Here is a 17608-nt window from a genome sequence, read left to right on the forward strand (position 1 = left end):
AATGCGGGGGTGGCGGATCCCCCGCCAATTACCAGATAGAGGGGCTAGGGCCGGGGCGTTCCGCAGTTGCTGCAGAACTTGCCGCCGTTTTCGCTGCCGCAGTTGGGGCAGAACCACTTGGCCGGTGCCGAGGCGGGTGCGGGACTACCGCACTCGGAGCAGAACTTGCCGGTGTTGGTGGCGCCGCAGCTGCAGGTCCATGCGCCGGCCGCAGGTGCGGCGGTGGGAGCCGGTGCGGGGGCGTGAGCCGGAGCCGGCTGCGGAGCGGCCTGCTGCTGTGCCTGGCCGGCGGCGAACAGCTGGCTGGCGTTCATGCCGCCCATGCCACCTGCCATGCCCATGCCCATAAAGCCTGCCATCGCGCCGTTGGGGTTGGCGGCTGCCGCGCGCATTGCGTCGCTCTGGGCGCTGGCGATGTTGGCTGCCGCCATGGTGGGATCGCGCATGACCGCGGCTTTCTGCAGGTCCTTGATCATCTGCTCGTCCTCTTGCGAGGCGGCGATGGAGTTGACGCCAAAGCTCACGATCTCGACGCCGCGCAGGTCACGCCAGTCGGCAGAGAGGACCTCGTTGAGCGCGCGGGCGAGCTCGGTGGTGTGGCCGGGGATGGCGCTGTAGCGGATGCCCATCTCCGAGATCTTGGCAAAGGCGGGCTGCAGGGCGGTGAGCAGCTCGGACTTAAGCTGGCTGTCGATCTTGTCGCGCGTGTAGCTATCGGTCACGTTGCCGCATACGTTGGTGTAGAACAGCAGCGGGTTGGTGATGCGGTACGAATACTCGCCGTTGCAGCGCACGGAGATGTCGACGTCCAGGCCAATGTTGTTATCGACCACGCGGAAGGGCACGGGCGAGGCGGTGCCGTACTTGTTGCCGATGATCTCCTTGGTGTTGATGAAGTAGACGCGCTGGTCCTTGCCTGCATCGCCGCCAAAGGTAAAACGGCTGCCGATATTGGCGAAGGTCTCCTTGATGGAATCGCCCAGGTTGCCGCTAAAGACGCTCGGCTCGCTGCCGGTGTCGAAGACGAACTCACCGGGCTCCAGCGCGACTTCGATGATCTTGCCGTTTTGCACCACGAGCATGCCTTGTCCGTCGTTGACGGCGATGACCGAGCCGTTGGAGATGACGTTGTCCTCGCCGCGCGTGTTGGAGCTGCGGCCACCGGTACGTTTGCTGCCCTTGCAGGCCAAGACGTCAGCAGGCATCGATTCGCAGTAGATAAATTCCTTCCACTGGTCGGCCATGACGCCGCCGGCAGCTCCCAATCCAGCTTTCAAGAGTCCCATGGTGATCTTCCTTTCTCGTCAAAGGCCGGGTGGTATTGGTTGGATTGCTTAGTCGTCCTTGTCGTCTTTCATGACAACGGTGGTCTCGGTGTGGCTGAAGGTGTCGTGTTTCTCGGTCAGGTCGAGCTCGCCACAATACTCATCGGCACAGGTTGCTTCGTTGGCCGTCTTGAGCTGGCCTACCAGTAGCACGTCTCCGATAATCACGATGATCAGCGGCGCGATGATGTTGATGAGGATGCCCTCGATATCAAAGGTGAGGTAATCCGGATCGAAGGCGTATTCCCCCATAAAGAGAATCTGGGAGAGGATAAATCCGATCATAAAGAACAGCACCGAGGCGATGACGAGCTTGGGCTTGGAGCAGGGGAGCTCGCCGACCAAGCGGCCGGTCTGGCCGTTCATGGCAAACAGGTAGCTCTTGCCGTTCCACGAGGTGGAGAGCATCCAGACGGGGAACAGGGCGTAGTCGCTGTCTTCCCAGGTGTAGTCGAGCTGCTTGCTTTCGACCGTGGCATCGTCGTATTCGTCGACGACGGTCTCGCGCAGGGCCGAGATTGTGCTTTCTTCCATACGGCGCTCGGCGCGCGCCTTGCAGGTCTCGCAGTCCTCGTCGTAACGGTTGGCGATGTAGCCGGGCATATATGCGACCGAGAACGGACGCAGTGCGTCGTAGTCAAACGGCTCGATGGCGTCCATGTGGCCGTCGGGCATCTTGGATGATCCGTCGACGGGCACGCGCTTAAACGAGATATTGCCCTTGCGATAGGCATCGTAGTGGTCGGTGGTCGTGACGGTGCGGTCGGATTCCTCGGTCACGGTCTCGTTGGTCGCGTCAAAGTACACTTCGCCGTCAACGCGGGCGCCGTAGAGCCAAAACGGCACGTAGACACCTTGGACCTCGTCGATGTGGTTGCCGGTGACAAAGCTCTTGGGCAGCAAGATCTTGCCCTTGTAGTGTTCCTTGAGTGCGGCCGTGACGTCATCGCGCCCGAGCTTAAACGGAATCACCAGGTCGGGCGAGAAGTCGCCAGAGAGCTGGCCGGGCGCCACGGCGGAGTTGCCGCAGTACGGGCAGGTGGTGACGGCGACGGTGCCGTCGGACACGAGCTCGGCGCCGCACGACGAGCAGATGTAGCCGGCGTTTTGGGCGAGTTCCTGCACCGCGTCGTCGGCGACGGGCTTGGGCGTTGCGGCTGCTGCATCGGCTTTGGCATCTGCCTTGTCCTGGCGCTCGCGATAGAGGGCCTCGACTTCTTCGACTTCAAAACGAGAATCGCAGTAGTCGCAGACGAGCTTTTGCTCGGCACTGGCAAAGTGAAGGGGGCCGCCACACGCGGGGCATTGATAGTTGATGCTCTCAAAGGTCATGATCGGTCCTTTCGCTGCCGGAGGCTATGCGCCGATGGCGCCGCCGCAGTATTCGCAGCGCCCGCTGGCATCGGGAATGGTGGTGGCTCCGCAGAAGGGGCAGGTCACCGCGGTCTTGGGGGCTTTGGCGGCCACGACGCTGTCGCGCGTCTCCTGGCGCAGCTGCACCAGCGCATCGCGGACTTCGGTTGCCTGGCGCTTGGCCTCGCGATATTCGATGGAGCCGCGCTGATCGATGGTGGAGTCGTTCACGCGCAGGTTGATCTCGGTAAAGTACGGCGTGTTGACGTGGATGGTCAGATTAAAGTCGTAATCCAGGTCGTAGCGCGGCGGGTTGTAGCTCTCGCGCTCGCCGTCCTTGGTCTCGCGATAGATCTCGGTGCGTTGTTCGTCGATATCCATATCGCAGCCGAGTACCTGCGAGAACTCGATGATGTCGGGATTGGCGTCGCGCCAGCGGCTCTGCGAAGTGATGATCAGCAGGCCCGCGTCCTCATCGAGCATGATATTGGTGCGCCCGGCAGAAAGCGTGCGCGTGGGGTTGAACGAAGACAGGCGCTCGGCGTTGGCCTCGCGGTAGGCGAGTTGCTCACGGATGTCGTCCGCGGTGCTGGAGCGATAGCCGTGAAAGTAGGGGGAGAGCTTGCCGGCGCACTCTTTGCACAGGTAGCCTTCATTGATTTTTGTCTTACCTAGAAGTCCCAGCTCGGTACCGCAAATCGCGCACTCTTTCTTCTCGAACATCTTGTCAAAGAAGCCCATGGCTGCCTCCCATCAACTGGTAGCGTGTGTCACTTTTGATGATGGGGGAGTGCGCAGCCTTTCACGATACCCAGACGGCTCAAGGAGTCTCCACAACTGGGACACATGGCCCATTTTTGACTAGTCGCCGGGGACGTTCTTAAACGACTAGTCGCTGGGTGCCACTCATTGGGGACGTACTTAAATGAGTGGCAGCTGGAGATACTCCTGGCCGAGCTAGAGGTCGCGCGTGTCCCTTCGGGTCCATGCGGCTCAAAATCGCGGCGTGATGTGGACGGCTGTGGTCGAATTAGCAGCATTTCGAGCCTGGCTTCGATATTGAGACTGGTTCTTTATTAAAATAGATTTCCAGACAATTGAGCGGCTGGGGGTTAACCATGAGGGACATGGGAGACACAACCGCATATTTGCGTCGGGGCATTCGGGAGATTATATGCCTGGCGCTGTTTTTCTTCACGTTTTTGGCGTGCGAGTATCTCTTTGACGTGCGCATGGCCGAGTTCGTGTCTCCGGACGAGGTTGTTATTTATGAGAGCCTTGTTATCGGCGCGAGCGTGATTGGCTTTTTTGTGCGTCCTATTCTGTACTATCGCCGTCCCCATGCCATTGAAGCAACGAGTGACGTTACGGGCGTTTTGCTGGTGGCGGCATTGCTGCTGTTGATTATGGCGGTTCAGGTTGAGGTGATAATTGCCGGCGGTTTGGTGGCGTGCTGCGCGCTGGGCTACTGCGGATCGACTGCCCATGCAAACTTTGCGCGGCGCTTTGCACGGACGCCCTGCTTGGCGCGTGCGGTTGCACTTTCCTACGCCATGGGCGTTCTGGTGCAGGTGCTCAACCACATGGTGATGCCTGCCGGCATTCCTCAGCAGGCTGTTCTGGTCGTCTGCGCGATCGCGCAGGTGGCGTCGCTCCACGGCGCCCGACGCGCCAAGCTTCGCGACGAGTCAGATCCCAACTTTGAACCCAATGTTGCCGGGCTTTCGGTAGATGCTTTGGAATATGGTGCCAAGTGGCAAGACGATCCCGAGGCAAAGGCGGCATTCCGCCGCGCCGTAGCTCGCTTGACCGTGGCGACAGCGTGTCTTTCCGGCGTATTCGCCGCTCTCAACGCGGGTCTCACAACCCTGCATGCTACCGGAGTCGTCGATTTGGGCGATTGGCCACGCCTGCTGCTTGTCGTGAGCTCGTTGGCCGCCGGCGCCCTATTTGACCTGCGCGGCCGTTCGTATATGAATATCGGCATGACATGTGCCGCCATCCTGTCCACGCTTTCGTTCTTTGTGCTCATCATCGATGGCAATGGCGGCAACGAGCTTGCTGCCTCGATCATCTTTTATCTGGGCTCGGGCTTTTTCGTGGTGTTCTTTACCACAAAATTCGCCGCCATCTCGCTCTATGCGCGCTGGTCATATTTTTGGCCGTGCATGGGTCGCGTCGTCAACAACGTGTGCTCGATGCTCGTGACGGCGCCGGCGGTGGCAATCATTTCGAGTCAAAACGTGCTGGCTGCGGTCGGCGCGGCGCTCGTGATGTTTGTGGGCATTGCGATTACGCTGCTGGGACAGTTGGGGCAACGAGCCGATGACGCCGTGATACGGGACGAGCTGGCGCCTGCCACCGATGATCTTGGTGGGGATCTTGCGCCCACATGCTCCGACCCCGAGCCCGTGGAGGCAGCGGAGCTCACGTCCGATGAACGCCTCGATGCCTTCGTCGCCACCTTTGAGCTTACAGAGCGCGAGCGCGATATTCTTGCGGCCTTGGTCGTTTCGGACCAGAGCGTTCAGGACATCGCCACAACGCTTTTCCTTTCGCGCTCCACGCTCTACCGCCACATTTCCTCGATCAACAAAAAGACCGGCACCACCTCACGTGTGGCCCTCATCAACTTCTTCTGGTCCTGGACACCCAAGGACTAGCGTATGAGCCGCCGCCCAGTCCCTTACTCTAACGGGGGGCGTGGCCTCAAAGCACGCCCACATCGACGCCTCGCCTGCGCTAAACTGAAGAGCACGTACGCGATTACGAGAGGAGCCCGTATGGAGGCTTACAAGCAAGAGTTCATCAAGTTCATGGTTGAGTCCGACGTTCTTAAGTTCGGCAGCTTTACGCTCAAGAGCGGCCGTCAGTCCCCGTTCTTTATGAACGCCGGCGCTTACGTGACGGGCTATCAGCTCAAGAAGCTGGGCGAGTATTACGCCCAGGCCATCCACGATAACTTTGGCGACGACTTTGACGTCCTGTTTGGGCCGGCCTACAAGGGTATTCCGCTGGCTGTTGTTACCGCCATTGCCTACCACGAGCTGTACGGCAAGGAGGTCAAGTACTGCTGTGACCGCAAGGAGGCCAAGGATCACGGTGCCGATAAGGGCAACCTGCTGGGTTATGAGCCCAAGGACGGCGACCGCGTGGTCATGGTCGAGGACGTTACCACCAGTGGCAAGTCCATCGACGAGACCTATCCCAAGGTCAAGGCTGCTGCCGATGTCGAGATCAAGGGCCTGATCGTGTCCCTCAACCGCATGGAGGTCGGCAAGGGTGGCGTGACCACCGCACAGAAGGAGATCGAGGCAAAGTACGGTTTCCCCGTCGCGAGCATCGTTTCCATGGCCGAGGTCGTCGAGACCCTCTACAACCACGAGATCGACGGCAAGGTCGTCATCGATGACGAGCTCAAGATCGCCATCGATGCCTACTACAATCAATATGGTGCCCAGGAATAGTTGCGCGGGTATCAGGGCAACAACCTGATATTTGAAGAGGGCGGCATGACCAGAAGGTCCATGCCGCCCTCTTTCTAAAACCTGCCAAAAAGGGACAGGTTTATTTTGGTAGGTTTTATCTGGGCAAACGCAGACCATCGACCAACATCGATTCTAATAACGAGTTTATGGCGAAAATAGTTATTAGAATCGATTTGAACAATCTAATGACGAGAAGTCGTGATTACGTTGGTGCAAGGTGGTCAGGTGGCCCCTCGGGGCGGCGGAAAACGGATCATTCATGTCAAGTAGTCGTTGGGGACGTTCTTAAACGACTAGTCATCGCACCAAGAACAAGCGTGGATAATCTCCCGTTTTTGGCCTGTGCGCGGGCTCAAAGTGGGAGATTATCCACCCTCGTTAGATAGACGTCCGAAAATCCTCGCTCGTTGCTACTTAAGCCCTGGCAGGCGGGTGTAGGGGAACGAGCGCTCTAGGAACTCGGAGCAGCGGGCGTAGTCTTTGGCGAAGTAGCTGCTGTAGAGCGAATCGAGCACATATTGCACGGCGATATGGCTGGCAAACTGCGTGATGCGGTGCGTCATGCTCTCGTGATCACTCACCGTAAGGTAGGCGGCAAAGCCGGGATGCAAGCGTGCGCAGTATGGCGTGCCAATGACGGTGACCGGAACATGCCGACCGCTGAGAACCGGCAGAATTTCCTTAAGGTTGAGCGCAAGGCCGCTGTAGGAGATGACGATCGCTGCATGACTGGGGCTCGAGGCGAGTGCCGTCCGCATCTGGGCCTCGATGTTGCTGTAGCACGTCGCGCTTTTGCCGGCTGAGAGCAGGCGGTCGCGGAACATTCCCGCTGGATAGAGGTTGTGCGAACCCGTGTAGATGTCCACGGTATCGGCGCGCATGATGAGCTTGGCGGCGTGGTCGAGCTGCGCGGGATCGAGCAGCTCCTGCGTCTCGGCCAGCGTGATCTGGTAGAGCCCTTCCATGCGCTCCATGACCTGCGCGGGTGTGGAGGTGGCGTCGAAGGGAAAGTTGATGTCCACGTCGCGCCGGTTGCCCGCCTCGGTTGCCAGGCGGATGAGCTCGACCTTGAGGTCCTTAAAGCCCTCGAGGCCGAGCTTTTTGCAGAAGCGGTGCACGCTCGCGACCGAAACGTTGGCGCGCGCGGCGAATTCCTTAATAGATAGCCCGCGGATGTCCTCGCCCATGGCAAGGGCCGAGATGCCGAGCTGCTGCTCGGTAGGGGTAAGGCCCTGTGCCTCGGAAATCTTGCGTTTGATATCCATTCGAACTCCCGTGCTCGCTAAACCGACCAAAAAGGGACAGGTTTATTTTGACACTTTTTGGCAGGTATCAGGAAGTGTCAGGGGCGGGATGGCGGCAGGGCGCTGTCGCGAAAAGAAGTGTCGGGTTTGGTGCGCGCGCCGCCGCTCGCCTTGCGTGTGGGCGATACTCAGCTTATCGACCCACAATGCAAAGGAGATGCTCATGGCAAACATCAAGTTCCCCGAGGGTTTCTATTGGGGTGGCGCCACCGCCGCCAACCAGTTTGAGGGCGCTTGGAACGTGGACGGCCGCGGCGCTTCCGTCGACGACCACTTCCTGGGCGGCAGCTACAAGGAGCCGCGTCAGATTACGATCGACATCGACCCCGATCGCTTCTATCCCAACCATGACGGCATCGACTTCTACCATCACTACGAGGAGGACATCGCGCTGTTCGCCGAGATGGGCTTCAACATGTTCCGCATGTCCATCTCTTGGAGCCGCATCTTCCCCAATGGCGACGACGCCGAGCCCAACGAGGCCGGCCTCGCCTTCTACGACCGCGTCTTCGACTGCCTGCGCGCTCACAACATCGAGCCGCTCGTGACCCTCTCGCACTACGAGATGCCCTATCACTTGGTCGAGAAGTACAACGGCTGGGCGAGCCGCGAGCTCATCGGCTTCTTTGAGAAGTACTGCCAGACCGTCTTTGACCGCTATCAGGACAAGGTCAAGTTCTGGCTCACCTTCAACGAGATCAACTCCGGCACCATGGACATAGGTGCCATGATGGAAACCGGCCTGATCCAGGGCTTCGAGGGTCCGGCAAGCGCCATCAAGACCACCGCTCAGCAGCGCTACCAGGCCCTGCATCACCAGTTTGTGGCGAGCGGTCGCGTCGTGCGCTACGCCCACGAGCACTACCCGCAGTTTAAGATGGGCAACATGGATTGCTTCGCCCTCTCCTACGCCGCTACGTGCGATCCGGCCGACGTGTTAGCCACGCAGCAGGAGATGAATTCCATGAACTGGTACTGCTCCGACGTGCAGGTGCGCGGCAAGTACCCGTTCTACGCCAAGCGCTTCTGGGCCGAGAACGATGTTGAGCTCGTGATGGAGGACGGCGACCTGCAGGATATCGCCGACGGCAAGGTCGATTTCTACACCTTTAGCTACTACATGTCCGGCACCGTGAGCACCCACAAGGACCACGAGATGACCGAGGGCAACATGACCTTTGACGGCAAGAACCCCTACCTGGAGTCTACCGACTGGGGTTGGCAGATCGACCCGCTGGGCCTGCGCATCGCCCTCAACGAGATCTATGCCCGCTACGAGATTCCGCTGATGGTGGTCGAGAACGGCATGGGCGCCTACGACGAGGTCGAGGAGGACGGCTCCATTCACGATCCGTACCGCATCGCCTACCTGCGCAGCCACATCAAGGCCATGGGCGAGGCCGTCGCCGACGGCGTCGACCTGATTGCCTACACCTGGTGGGGTCCCATCGACCTGGTGTCTGCCGGCACCGGTGAGATGCGCAAACGCTACGGCTTCATTCACGTCGACAAATACGACGACGGCACCGGCACCTACGAGCGCCGCCGCAAGGACAGCTTCTACGCATATCAGAGGATCATCAAGTCCAACGGCACGGAAGGTCTGGAGTAAGGGAATCCATCATGTCCGCTCGTAAGATTTTGTTCCTTGATGTCGACGGCACGATCACCGACTACGAGAACAATATCCCCGCGTCCTGCGTGGCTGCCATCCAGGCCGCCCGCGCCAATGGGCACCTGGCCTATATGTGTACGGGTCGCAGCAAGGCCGAGGTACCGCCCGAGCTCGAGGCTATCGGCTTTGACGGCATGCTCGGCGGCAACGGCTCCTATGTCGAGTCGGCGGGCGAGGTGGTCATGCACCAGCTCATCACCGCCGACCAGTGCCGTCACATTGTCGATTGGCTACACGGTCGCGGCCTCGAGTTCTACCTCGAGAGCAACAACGGCCTGTTCGCGAGTGAAAACTTCCGCGAAGCTGCGCGCCCGGTGCTGCAGACCTATATGGGTCGTAAGGGCGTGGAGGGCGCCGACGAGCTCGAGACCGACGACGTCATGCACGGCATGGTCTACGGCGCGCCACTCTACCGCGACGACCTCAACAAGGTGAGCTTTATCCTGTCGAGCTATCAAGACCACCTGGATAGCATCGAGGAGTTCCCCGACCTTGAGTGCCACACCTGGGGTGGCGCGGGCGAGACGGCGCTCTTTGGCGACATGGGTGTGCGCGGTATTACCAAGGCGCACGCCGTCAACACGCTGCTCGAGCACCTGGGCGCCGACCGTGCCGACACGATCGCCTTCGGCGACGCCAAGATCGACATTCCTATGTTCGAGGCGTGTGCCACGAGCGTGGCCATGGGGTCGGGCGGCGACGAGTGCAAGGCGGCGGCCGATTACGTGACCACCGACGTCGTCGACGACGGCATCTGGAACGCCTTTGTGCACCTGGGTCTTATCGAGGGATAATTGTCAAAATGAGTGCCGCTGGAGCATAGGCTTTGGAGGGGTTCGCGATTCGAGTCCTCACCATAGCTTTTAGATCAAATGACACTATAATTACCGTAGGCATGCGCACAACGTTGCGCTTAATCAAGAGGAGAAAACGTATGGGTCTGTTTGATATGTTCAAGAAGAAGGCTGAGCCCGCGGCAGCTGCTGCTCCGGCCTCCATCTCTGCTTCTGCCGGCGCCGACGTGCTGTGCTCGCCCGTCAAGGGCAAGGTCATCAAGATGGCCGACGTGCCCGATCCCGTCTTTGGTGGCGAGGTTCTGGGCAAGGGCTGCGCCGTATGGCCCGAGGACGACCTGGTCTACGCTCCCTGCGACGGCAAGGTGACCGTTACCATGGGTCACGCCGTGGGCCTGCAGTCCGATAGCGGCATCGAGGTTCTGGTGCACGTTGGCGTCGATACCGTCAACATGAACGGTGATGGCTTCGAGGGCTTCGTCAAGGCCGACGACGTCGTGAAGGCTGGCCAGCCCATACTCAAGATCGACCGCGCCAAGATCGCTGCTGCCGGTTACAAGGACTGCGTCGTCGTGGCCGTGTCCAACACCGCCGAGTTTGCCGATGTCGAACTCGCCGTCGAGGCCGACTCCGCTGTCGCCGCCGGTGACGCCATCGTTAAGGTCGTCCGCAAGTAAACTGCGGCATCCAAAGGATGTGCAAGGGTGGTCGGGTTTTCCGGCCACCTTTTTTATTGCATAGCGGGGAAGCGTTTTATTGCACATTGGGCGGGCTTGCAAACCGTTCGGACGCTAAAACGAACCGACCGCGCCTTCGCGTTGCCGAGGGTGTTCATAAGTGGATAGTATGGGCTTACTTATTACAACGTGCGCCGCGTTTGGGAAGCGCAGTGCCGCTCATTGGGAGGAACAACATGAAAAAGAAGCTGCTGCTTGTGCCCCTCATGGCCGTCTTGGTTGCATGCGTGGTCGTGCTTTCCGGCTGTGGAGGTCCTTCGGTTGAGGAGCTCATCACCGAGGATCTTACGACGCAGTTTGACGAGGTCAAGAACGGTGGCGACGACTTCCTCTCTGGTCTGGAGGAGGCTTCGGGCGACGAGTTCGAGCAGCTGGGTATCGATCCCAAGGAGTATGCCAAGACCTATCTCGAGGGCTTTGACTACAAGATCGGCGACGTGACGGTCGACGAGGACAAGGGCGTCGCGACCGCCGAGGTCTCTATCACCTGCAAGTCTATGAACAAGATCGTCGAGGACTTCTCTACCCAGTATCAGGAGAAGGTCGCCGCGCTTGATACGGTTCCTTCCGATGACGAGCTGTACAAGATGGCCGGTCAGGTTATGGTCGATGTGACCAAGGCCACCGAGCCCAGGAAGACCACGGTTATCTTCAAGTACACCTGCAACGACGACGGCGAGTGGTCTGCCGACGACTCCGTCAACTCCGAGATGATGGATGCAATGCTGAGCTAGTTCGTTGCGGCGTTTTACCAAACGCCGCAACTGCTCGACGTTGCGCGGGCACCAGAGCGACAACTTGTCATTCAAAGAGGACGGTATGACCAGAAGGTCTATGCCGTCCTCTTTTCATGCCAATTTGTTCGCTCTGGTGTCCGCTCGCTGTCCGTCCTCTACCTGCGGCGTTGCCATTGTTGGGGTAGTCGTTGGGGCGTTCTTGTCTGACTAGTCGTTTAAGAACGTCCCCAACGACTACTTTCCGCGCAACAGCATTGTCGCAGCTGCGTTAAGCAGTGTCGCTCGTTACTCGCCCAGGATTAGCGCTGCGAGCTCGCCCTGGGTGTCCACCACGTAGTCGGCGCCGGCGGCTTCCAGCTCTGCGCGGCCGCGGAAACCCCAGCTGACGCCCGCACTCTTAAGGCCGGCGTTGTGGCCGGTCAGGATATCGACATTGGAATCGCCTACGTAGAGCGTGGTCGCCGGGTCGGCGCCTAGCTCTTCCATCACATGCAGCGTGACGGGTGCTTCGGGCTTGGGCGGAAACGCATCGACACGGCCCTGCACCAGCGCAAAGCGCTCGGAACCAAAATACTTTTCGATAAGCGGAGCCGCCGAGACGTGGTCCTTGTTAGTGAGCACGGCAAGCTGAACGCCTGCGGCGCGCAAGCGGTCGAGCATCTCGATCGTGCCGGCATAGGGAGCGGTGTGGTCTTCCTTGTGCTCGCCGTAGTAAGCCCTAAACTCGGCAAGCGTCTGCTCAAACATGCGGCCGTCGCCTGCGTACTCGGCGGGCATAAAGCGCTCAACCAGCTTGAGCATGCCGTTTCCCACCTTGTAGCGGTACTCGTCAACGGCAAACGTGGGCCAGCCGTGCGCCTCGCAGGTATGGTTGCTGGCGGCCGCCAGGTCCTCGAGCGTGTTGAGAATGGTGCCGTCCAGGTCAAAGATCACATGGGAAAAAGCTGCTGCCATGGGTGCTCCTGCCGCTTGAGTTGTAAAACGCACCCCATGATACTGGGCATGCGTGCCGGGCATGTTTGGAATCTGAATATCTTTAATAGCCCTGAGCCTTTGTCGTTAGCAAATTCTCGGCAGCTGCTCTCCTACGAGCATGTCGAGGATGCGGGTCGAGCCCCAGCCGGTGCGCACGCGCACGGCGGGATGGGCGCCCTCGGCAAGTGGCAGCACGCGGCCGATGATGGCGGCATTCTCGCCGTAGCGGGCGGCGCGCATGGCGCTCAGCGCGGCATCGGCTTGCTCGGCCGGCACGACGGCAACCATCTTGCCCTCGTTTGCCACCTGCAGCACATCGTAGCCGAGCATCTCGCAGGCGGCCTGCACGTCGGGACGCACGGGCACGGCATCCTCGTCGATCTCCATGGCAACGCCGCTGGCCTGCGCAAACTCGTTGAGCGTCGAGGCCAGGCCACCGCGCGTGGGGTCGCGGAAGCAGCGTGTGTCGGGTGCTGCGGAAAGCACATCGGCAATCAGGTGGTTGAGCGGCGCGGCGTCGCTTTCGATGGTGCTCGAAAACGCCAGACCCTCGCGTTGGCTCATGATAGCGATGCCGTGGTCGCCCAGTGTACCCGAGACCAGGATGACATCGCCGGGCTGGCAGTTTGCGCCGCTGAGCGCCACGCCCGCAGGCACCTCGCCCACGCCGGCGGTATTGATATAGACGCCGTCGGCCCCGCCGCGCTCGACCACCTTGGTGTCGCCCGTGATTATGGACACGCCCGCCTCGTGCGCCGTCTCGGCCATCGTCTGCACAATCTGGCGGAGCCTATCCATGGGATAGCCCTCTTCGAGGATAAAGCCGCACGACAGGTAGCGCACGTTGGCGCCCGAGGTCGCGACGTCGTTGACGGTTCCGCACACGGCGAGGCGGCCGATGTTGCCACCGGGGAAGAACTGCGGCGAGACTACAAAGCTGTCGGTCGACATGGCGATGCGCCCGCTCGCGGGCAGCGCGGCGACGCCGGCATCGTTGCCTTCGAGCAGCTCGGGCGACCCAAAGGCATCCAAAAAGACCTCATCGATGATGCGCTTCATCATCTGTCCGCCGGAGCCGTGGCCCAACAGGACGGTGCTATCGGTGATGCTATGGGACATATCCAAAACTCCAATCGTGGGAGGTGTCAGTGCGCGGGGGCGTTCGGGCTAGACTCGGTAACGGTAGTACGCCGCGCAGCTGCCTTCGGAACTCACCATGCACGGGCCGACGGGGTGCTCGGGCGTGCAGGTGCGGCCAAAGAGCGGGCAGCTGCTCGGCGTAATGGCTCCGCGCAGCACGTCGCCGCAGCGGCATCCGCGCGGCTCAACCGTCGGCTCAACGGGCACGTCAAAGCGAACGCGGGCATCAAAGCGCGAGAACTCGGGGCGGATGGAAAGGCCCGAGTTGGCAATCGGCCCCAGCCCGCGCCACGTGGTGTCGCATGGCTCAAACACCTGCTCGACCAGCTGGCGCGCCACGGGGTTGCCGTCTGCGTTGACGCCACGGCGGTAGGCGTTGTCAATCGCCGGCCTGTCCTCGACAACCATCTGGACCAGCATGCAGATGCCCTGCAGGATATCGACCGGTTCAAATCCCGTGACCACGCCCGGGGTATTGAATTCGTCGACCAAAAAGCTAAAGGGCGCCAAGCCCGTGATGGTGGCGACGTGTCCCGGCAGGATAAAGCCGTCGATGGCGGTCTCGGGATCGTTAGCGATGGCGCGCAACGCCGGCGGCGTGGTCTTGTGGGCGCAATAGACCGAGAAGTTCAAAAGCCCGCGCGCTTCGGCCTCCAAGATGGCGGCGGCGATGGTGGGCGTTGTGGTCTCAAAGCCCACGCCCATAAAAATAACCGGGCGATCGGGGTTTTGCTCGGCAATGTCGAGTGCATCGAGCGGGGAGTACACAATGCGAATGTCACGCCCTGCCGCCTTTTGTGCAGCGAGCGAGGTGGACGATCCGGGCACGCGCATCATGTCGCCAAAGGTGGTGATGATGGCGCCGTCTATGTTGGCGAGCGCGATTGCGTGGTCGATGTCGCGGTTGGCGGTGACGCAGACGGGGCAGCCCGGGCCGCTCAGCAGCTTGAGCCCGGCCGGCATAATGGAGCGAAAGCCATAGCGCCCGATGCTCACGGTATGCGTGCCGCAGACTTCCATAAGGTTGATGGCGCGGTCGCCGACAAGCTCATGAATGCGCTCGATGAGCTCGCGAGCCAGCTTGGGATCGCGGAATGCCGAGAAATCGATACCGGAGCGCGCCGGCTGCTCGGGCGCCACTAGTAAGCCTCCGCCGGGTTGGTGGTCAGCTGGTCTTCTTCGACCAGCTCGGACATGGCATTAACAAGCTCGAGCGTTTCCTGTGCTTCCTGCTCGTCGACAATCTGGATGCCAAAGCCGGCGTGTACGAGAATATAGTCGCCAACCTGCGCCGTCGGCACGAGTCGTAGCGACACGGGGCGCTCGATGCCCATCATGTCGACGGTGGCCTTGAGGTCGTCGTCGCGTTTGACTACTTTACCGGGAACGGCAAGGCACATATTGTTCCCCTTTTAGACGCTTTGCGCTGGATAGGCGCTCAATAATCCATCAGTTGATGGTAGCGCTCGCGGGGTTTGCGGGCAAACGCGTTACGCCTGTGAGACGGCTGGGCACAGCGGCGTGTGAGGGCGAGTTACTGCGATGCAATCTGCGCAAGACGAGCGCTTGCGACCGCCGCCTGACCGTAGGCGATGCAGCCGTCATTGACGGGTACGGTGTGGGGGACCAAGACAGCAAGGCCCGCGTATTTGAGCTCGCGGGTGAGGAGCTGGAGCAGAAGTCGGTTCATGAACACGCCGCCCGAGAGCGCGACGGTGCCAATGCCCTCGCGCGCGCAGATTTCGGTGGCGATGCGCGCCGAGGAGCGCGCGACGGCGACATGGAAGTCGAGTGCGAGCCTGTCGGCGGGCGCTCCGGCTTCAATTCCCTCCAAAAGTGCCTCAAAGAGTGCTTTCTGGTCCAGAACATAAGGGCCGTCCAACCACGATGGGCCAGATGCGAAATAGCCGGCGCTGTCGTCGGGAAAATGGGCGATTTCGTCGTCCAGCGCATGCCAGGCGGCGGCTTCGAGCTCGATGGCGGGTTCGCCCTCGTAGGTTGCCTGGCCGCAAATGCCCAAAATCGCGGCTGCGGCATCAAACAGGCGACCCATACTGCTGGTGCGCGGACTGTTGATGCCGCGCTCGATCATCGTTGCCGTTATGCTGCGCGTTTGCTCGTCAAGGCTGTTCAAGAGCCCCGCAGCGCCCGGGTGCTCGAGCAGGTCGAGCTCGCTGAGCAGGGCAAAGGCGTTGCGGCGGGCATCGTGTACGGATGCGGCGCCACCGGGAAGCGCCCAGGTGCGCAGATGCGCGACGCGCTCAAAATCGGCGAGATGGGCGACAAGAAACTCACCGCCCCATATGGTGCCGTCGGTGCCGGCACCCGTGCCGTCGAAGGCGATGCCGAGGACGCGTGCATCGGGCGCAAGCCGGCCTGCGGCAATCGCCTCTGCCATGACGCTCGCGATGTGCGCATGATGGTGTTGGACTTCGATAAGCGGCAGATTGTGCTCCCGTGCCTGCTCGCGCGCCCACTGGCCCGATAGATAGCTGGGGTGTAAATCGCAGGCCAAGGCGGCGGGCGCCAAGTCAAAGAGATCTTCCAAGCGCGTGCGCGCGGCGTTCCAGGCATCGAAGGTCCCGCCGTTTTCAACATCGCCGATATGCTGCGACACAAAACAGGTTGCCTCGCCGTTCGTCCCTTCACGCGTAAGCGCAATCGTGGCCTTTTGTTGTGGCCCGCAGGCGAGCACGCAGGACGGAGCGCCGTCGAGCGCCGGCAACGGCAGCGGCTGGGGTGCATATCCGCGAGCGCGGCGCACGGGCATAACGGCGCCGTCGACCACGCGTACTACAGAGTCGTCGTAGCGCGAGAGGATCGCGCGGTCGTTACCGAGCAACGCGTCGGCGATGCCGGCGGCAACGAGGTGTTCCCAGGCAAGATCGTCATCGGTCTCGATGGGCCCTTCGCTCAGGTTTCCGCTGGTCATGACGAGCGCGTGCATACCGTGCGACGCGGCAGCTGCAAGCAGAAGATGCTGAAGCGGGGTGTAGGGGAGCATAACGCCAAGCTCGGGCAGGTCGTGCGCGACGGACGGTGCGAGTACGAGGGCGTCGGGAGAATCGCCGTCGTTCCCGCAAACAGCACGCCGGCGCAGCAACACGATGGGGCGAATGCTGCCGGCCAGCAAGCCGCGCTCAACATCGCTGACATGGCATAGGCGTTCAACGTCAGCAAGGTCGCGCACCATGACGGCAAGTGGTTTGTTGCTGCGGCGTTTGCGACGGCGTAACTCGGTCACCGTCTGCTCGTTGGCAGCGTCACAGGATAGATGGAATCCGCCCAGGCCCTTGATGGCGACGATGCCACCGCTGGCCAGCAGCTCAACGCAGCGCTCGATAATGGCGTCGCTGGCCTCGCATGTGGTGCCGACGGCTGGTGTCGCGGACGAATTCCCGCACGCATCGCCGTTCACAGCCTCGCGCCACGTAATATGCGGCCCGCAATCAAAGCAGGCATCGGGCTGCGCGTGAAAACGCCGGTCGAGCGGGTCGGCATACTCCGCGGCGCACTTGGGACACATGGGAAAACAATCCATCGACGTGGCCGCTCGGTCATAAGGCAGCGAGCGGATGATGGTAAAGCGTGGGCCGCAGTTGGTGCAGTTGATAAAGGGGTAGTGATAGCGTCGGTCGGCGGGATCGAACAACTCGCGCAGGCAATCGTCACAGGTGGCGATATCGGGCGAGACGAGCGTGGTGTGCGCGGTCTGGTCCTGCGATGCTACGATGTGAAAACCCTGTTCATTGGCGGTATCCCAACCGTTGGCTGCCAGGTCCACAACCTCGACATACTCTACGCGGGCTGCCGCAGGCGCATGCTCAGAAAGCGCGGCAACAAAAGCATTGAGCGCATCGGCCGGAGCGTGCGCCTCGATATGCACGCCGTCGCCCGCGTTGAGCACCCAGCCGCAAATGCCATGCACCATGGCCTCGCGATACACAAACGGTCGCATGCCAACGCCCTGTACAATGCCCGTCACATGAATATGCACATGCCGCATGCGACACCCCTCATCAAAACCTACCAAAAAAGACAGGTTTGTTTTGGTAGGTAAAACTTCTAAACCTGCCAAAA

Annotated in this window: 15 protein-coding genes; 6 read left to right on the forward strand and 9 right to left on the reverse strand. The window is 60.9% G+C overall.

Annotated features, from left to right (window positions below; all coding sequences use genetic code 11):
- Positions 1-44 precede the first annotated feature (44 nt).
- From LCQ44_RS03770 to LCQ44_RS03780, 3 genes are read right to left on the reverse strand one after another with little or no spacing between them, the layout of a single operon-like run.
- Complete coding sequence (locus tag LCQ44_RS03770) at positions 45-1286, reverse strand: SPFH domain-containing protein (RefSeq protein WP_225094098.1); 1242 nt, start codon at positions 1284-1286, stop codon at positions 45-47.
- Between the two features lie 48 nt (positions 1287-1334).
- Complete coding sequence (locus LCQ44_RS03775) at positions 1335-2657, reverse strand: hypothetical protein (protein WP_225094099.1); 1323 nt, start codon at positions 2655-2657, stop codon at positions 1335-1337.
- Positions 2658-2681: 24 nt separating this feature from the next.
- A complete protein-coding gene (locus LCQ44_RS03780) occupies positions 2682-3419 on the reverse strand; it encodes a DUF4428 domain-containing protein (protein WP_055310636.1) in 738 nt (245 codons plus the stop codon).
- 377 nt (positions 3420-3796) lie between these two features.
- On the opposite strand from LCQ44_RS03780, the gene LCQ44_RS03785 reads away from it, so the two are divergent.
- Both LCQ44_RS03785 and pyrE read left to right on the forward strand, forming a co-directional pair.
- Entirely contained in the window at positions 3797-5341 is a 1545-nt protein-coding gene (locus tag LCQ44_RS03785) for a helix-turn-helix transcriptional regulator (protein ID WP_225094100.1), read from the forward strand.
- Between the two features lie 120 nt (positions 5342-5461).
- A complete protein-coding gene (gene pyrE, locus LCQ44_RS03790) occupies positions 5462-6145 on the forward strand; it encodes an orotate phosphoribosyltransferase (protein ID WP_225094101.1) in 684 nt (227 codons plus the stop codon).
- Positions 6146-6576: 431 nt separating this feature from the next.
- Here the strand turns inward: pyrE and LCQ44_RS03795 are convergent, their stop codons facing one another.
- Entirely contained in the window at positions 6577-7431 is an 855-nt protein-coding gene (locus tag LCQ44_RS03795) for a MurR/RpiR family transcriptional regulator (protein ID WP_225094102.1), read from the reverse strand.
- A gap of 202 nt (positions 7432-7633) precedes the next feature.
- Between LCQ44_RS03795 and LCQ44_RS03800 the strand changes: the two genes are divergently transcribed.
- The 4 genes from LCQ44_RS03800 (at position 7634) to LCQ44_RS03815 (ending at position 11410) form a co-directional block, all read left to right on the forward strand.
- Positions 7634-9082 carry a glycoside hydrolase family 1 protein gene (locus LCQ44_RS03800; protein WP_225094103.1) on the forward strand — a complete coding sequence of 483 codons (1449 nt, stop codon included), beginning with the start codon at positions 7634-7636 and terminating at the stop codon, positions 9080-9082.
- Positions 9083-9093: 11 nt separating this feature from the next.
- On the forward strand, positions 9094-9939 hold the full coding sequence (locus LCQ44_RS03805; protein WP_225094104.1) for a Cof-type HAD-IIB family hydrolase: 846 nt from the start codon (positions 9094-9096) through the stop codon (positions 9937-9939).
- Between the two features lie 140 nt (positions 9940-10079).
- Complete coding sequence (locus tag LCQ44_RS03810) at positions 10080-10616, forward strand: PTS sugar transporter subunit IIA (protein WP_055285321.1); 537 nt, start codon at positions 10080-10082, stop codon at positions 10614-10616.
- A gap of 236 nt (positions 10617-10852) precedes the next feature.
- Positions 10853-11410, forward strand: coding sequence for a hypothetical protein (locus tag LCQ44_RS03815; protein ID WP_152067485.1), 558 nt, complete (start codon positions 10853-10855; stop codon positions 11408-11410).
- Positions 11411-11698: 288 nt separating this feature from the next.
- On the opposite strand, the gene LCQ44_RS03820 is transcribed toward LCQ44_RS03815, so the two are convergent.
- The 5 genes from LCQ44_RS03820 to hypF all read right to left on the reverse strand — a co-directional run bounded on the left by LCQ44_RS03820 (position 11699) and on the right by hypF (position 17534).
- Positions 11699-12367, reverse strand: a complete 669-nt coding sequence (locus LCQ44_RS03820) for an HAD family hydrolase (RefSeq protein WP_195625020.1) — start codon at positions 12365-12367, stop codon at positions 11699-11701.
- 105 nt (positions 12368-12472) lie between these two features.
- A complete protein-coding gene (hypE, locus tag LCQ44_RS03825) occupies positions 12473-13507 on the reverse strand; it encodes a hydrogenase expression/formation protein HypE (protein ID WP_195625021.1) in 1035 nt (344 codons plus the stop codon).
- 48 nt (positions 13508-13555) lie between these two features.
- A complete protein-coding gene (hypD, locus tag LCQ44_RS03830; protein ID WP_225094105.1) occupies positions 13556-14668 on the reverse strand; it encodes a hydrogenase formation protein HypD in 1113 nt (370 codons plus the stop codon).
- Positions 14668-14928 carry a HypC/HybG/HupF family hydrogenase formation chaperone gene (locus LCQ44_RS03835; RefSeq protein ID WP_055310039.1) on the reverse strand — a complete coding sequence of 87 codons (261 nt, stop codon included), beginning with the start codon at positions 14926-14928 and terminating at the stop codon, positions 14668-14670. The genes hypD and LCQ44_RS03835 overlap by 1 nt, the downstream gene beginning before the upstream one ends.
- A gap of 134 nt (positions 14929-15062) precedes the next feature.
- On the reverse strand, positions 15063-17534 hold the full coding sequence (gene hypF / locus LCQ44_RS03840) for a carbamoyltransferase HypF (RefSeq protein WP_195625023.1): 2472 nt from the start codon (positions 17532-17534) through the stop codon (positions 15063-15065).
- Between the last annotated feature and the right edge of the window lie 74 nt (positions 17535-17608).

The organism is Collinsella aerofaciens (assembly GCF_020181355.1).
In the GTDB taxonomy this organism is placed as follows: domain Bacteria; phylum Actinomycetota; class Coriobacteriia; order Coriobacteriales; family Coriobacteriaceae; genus Collinsella.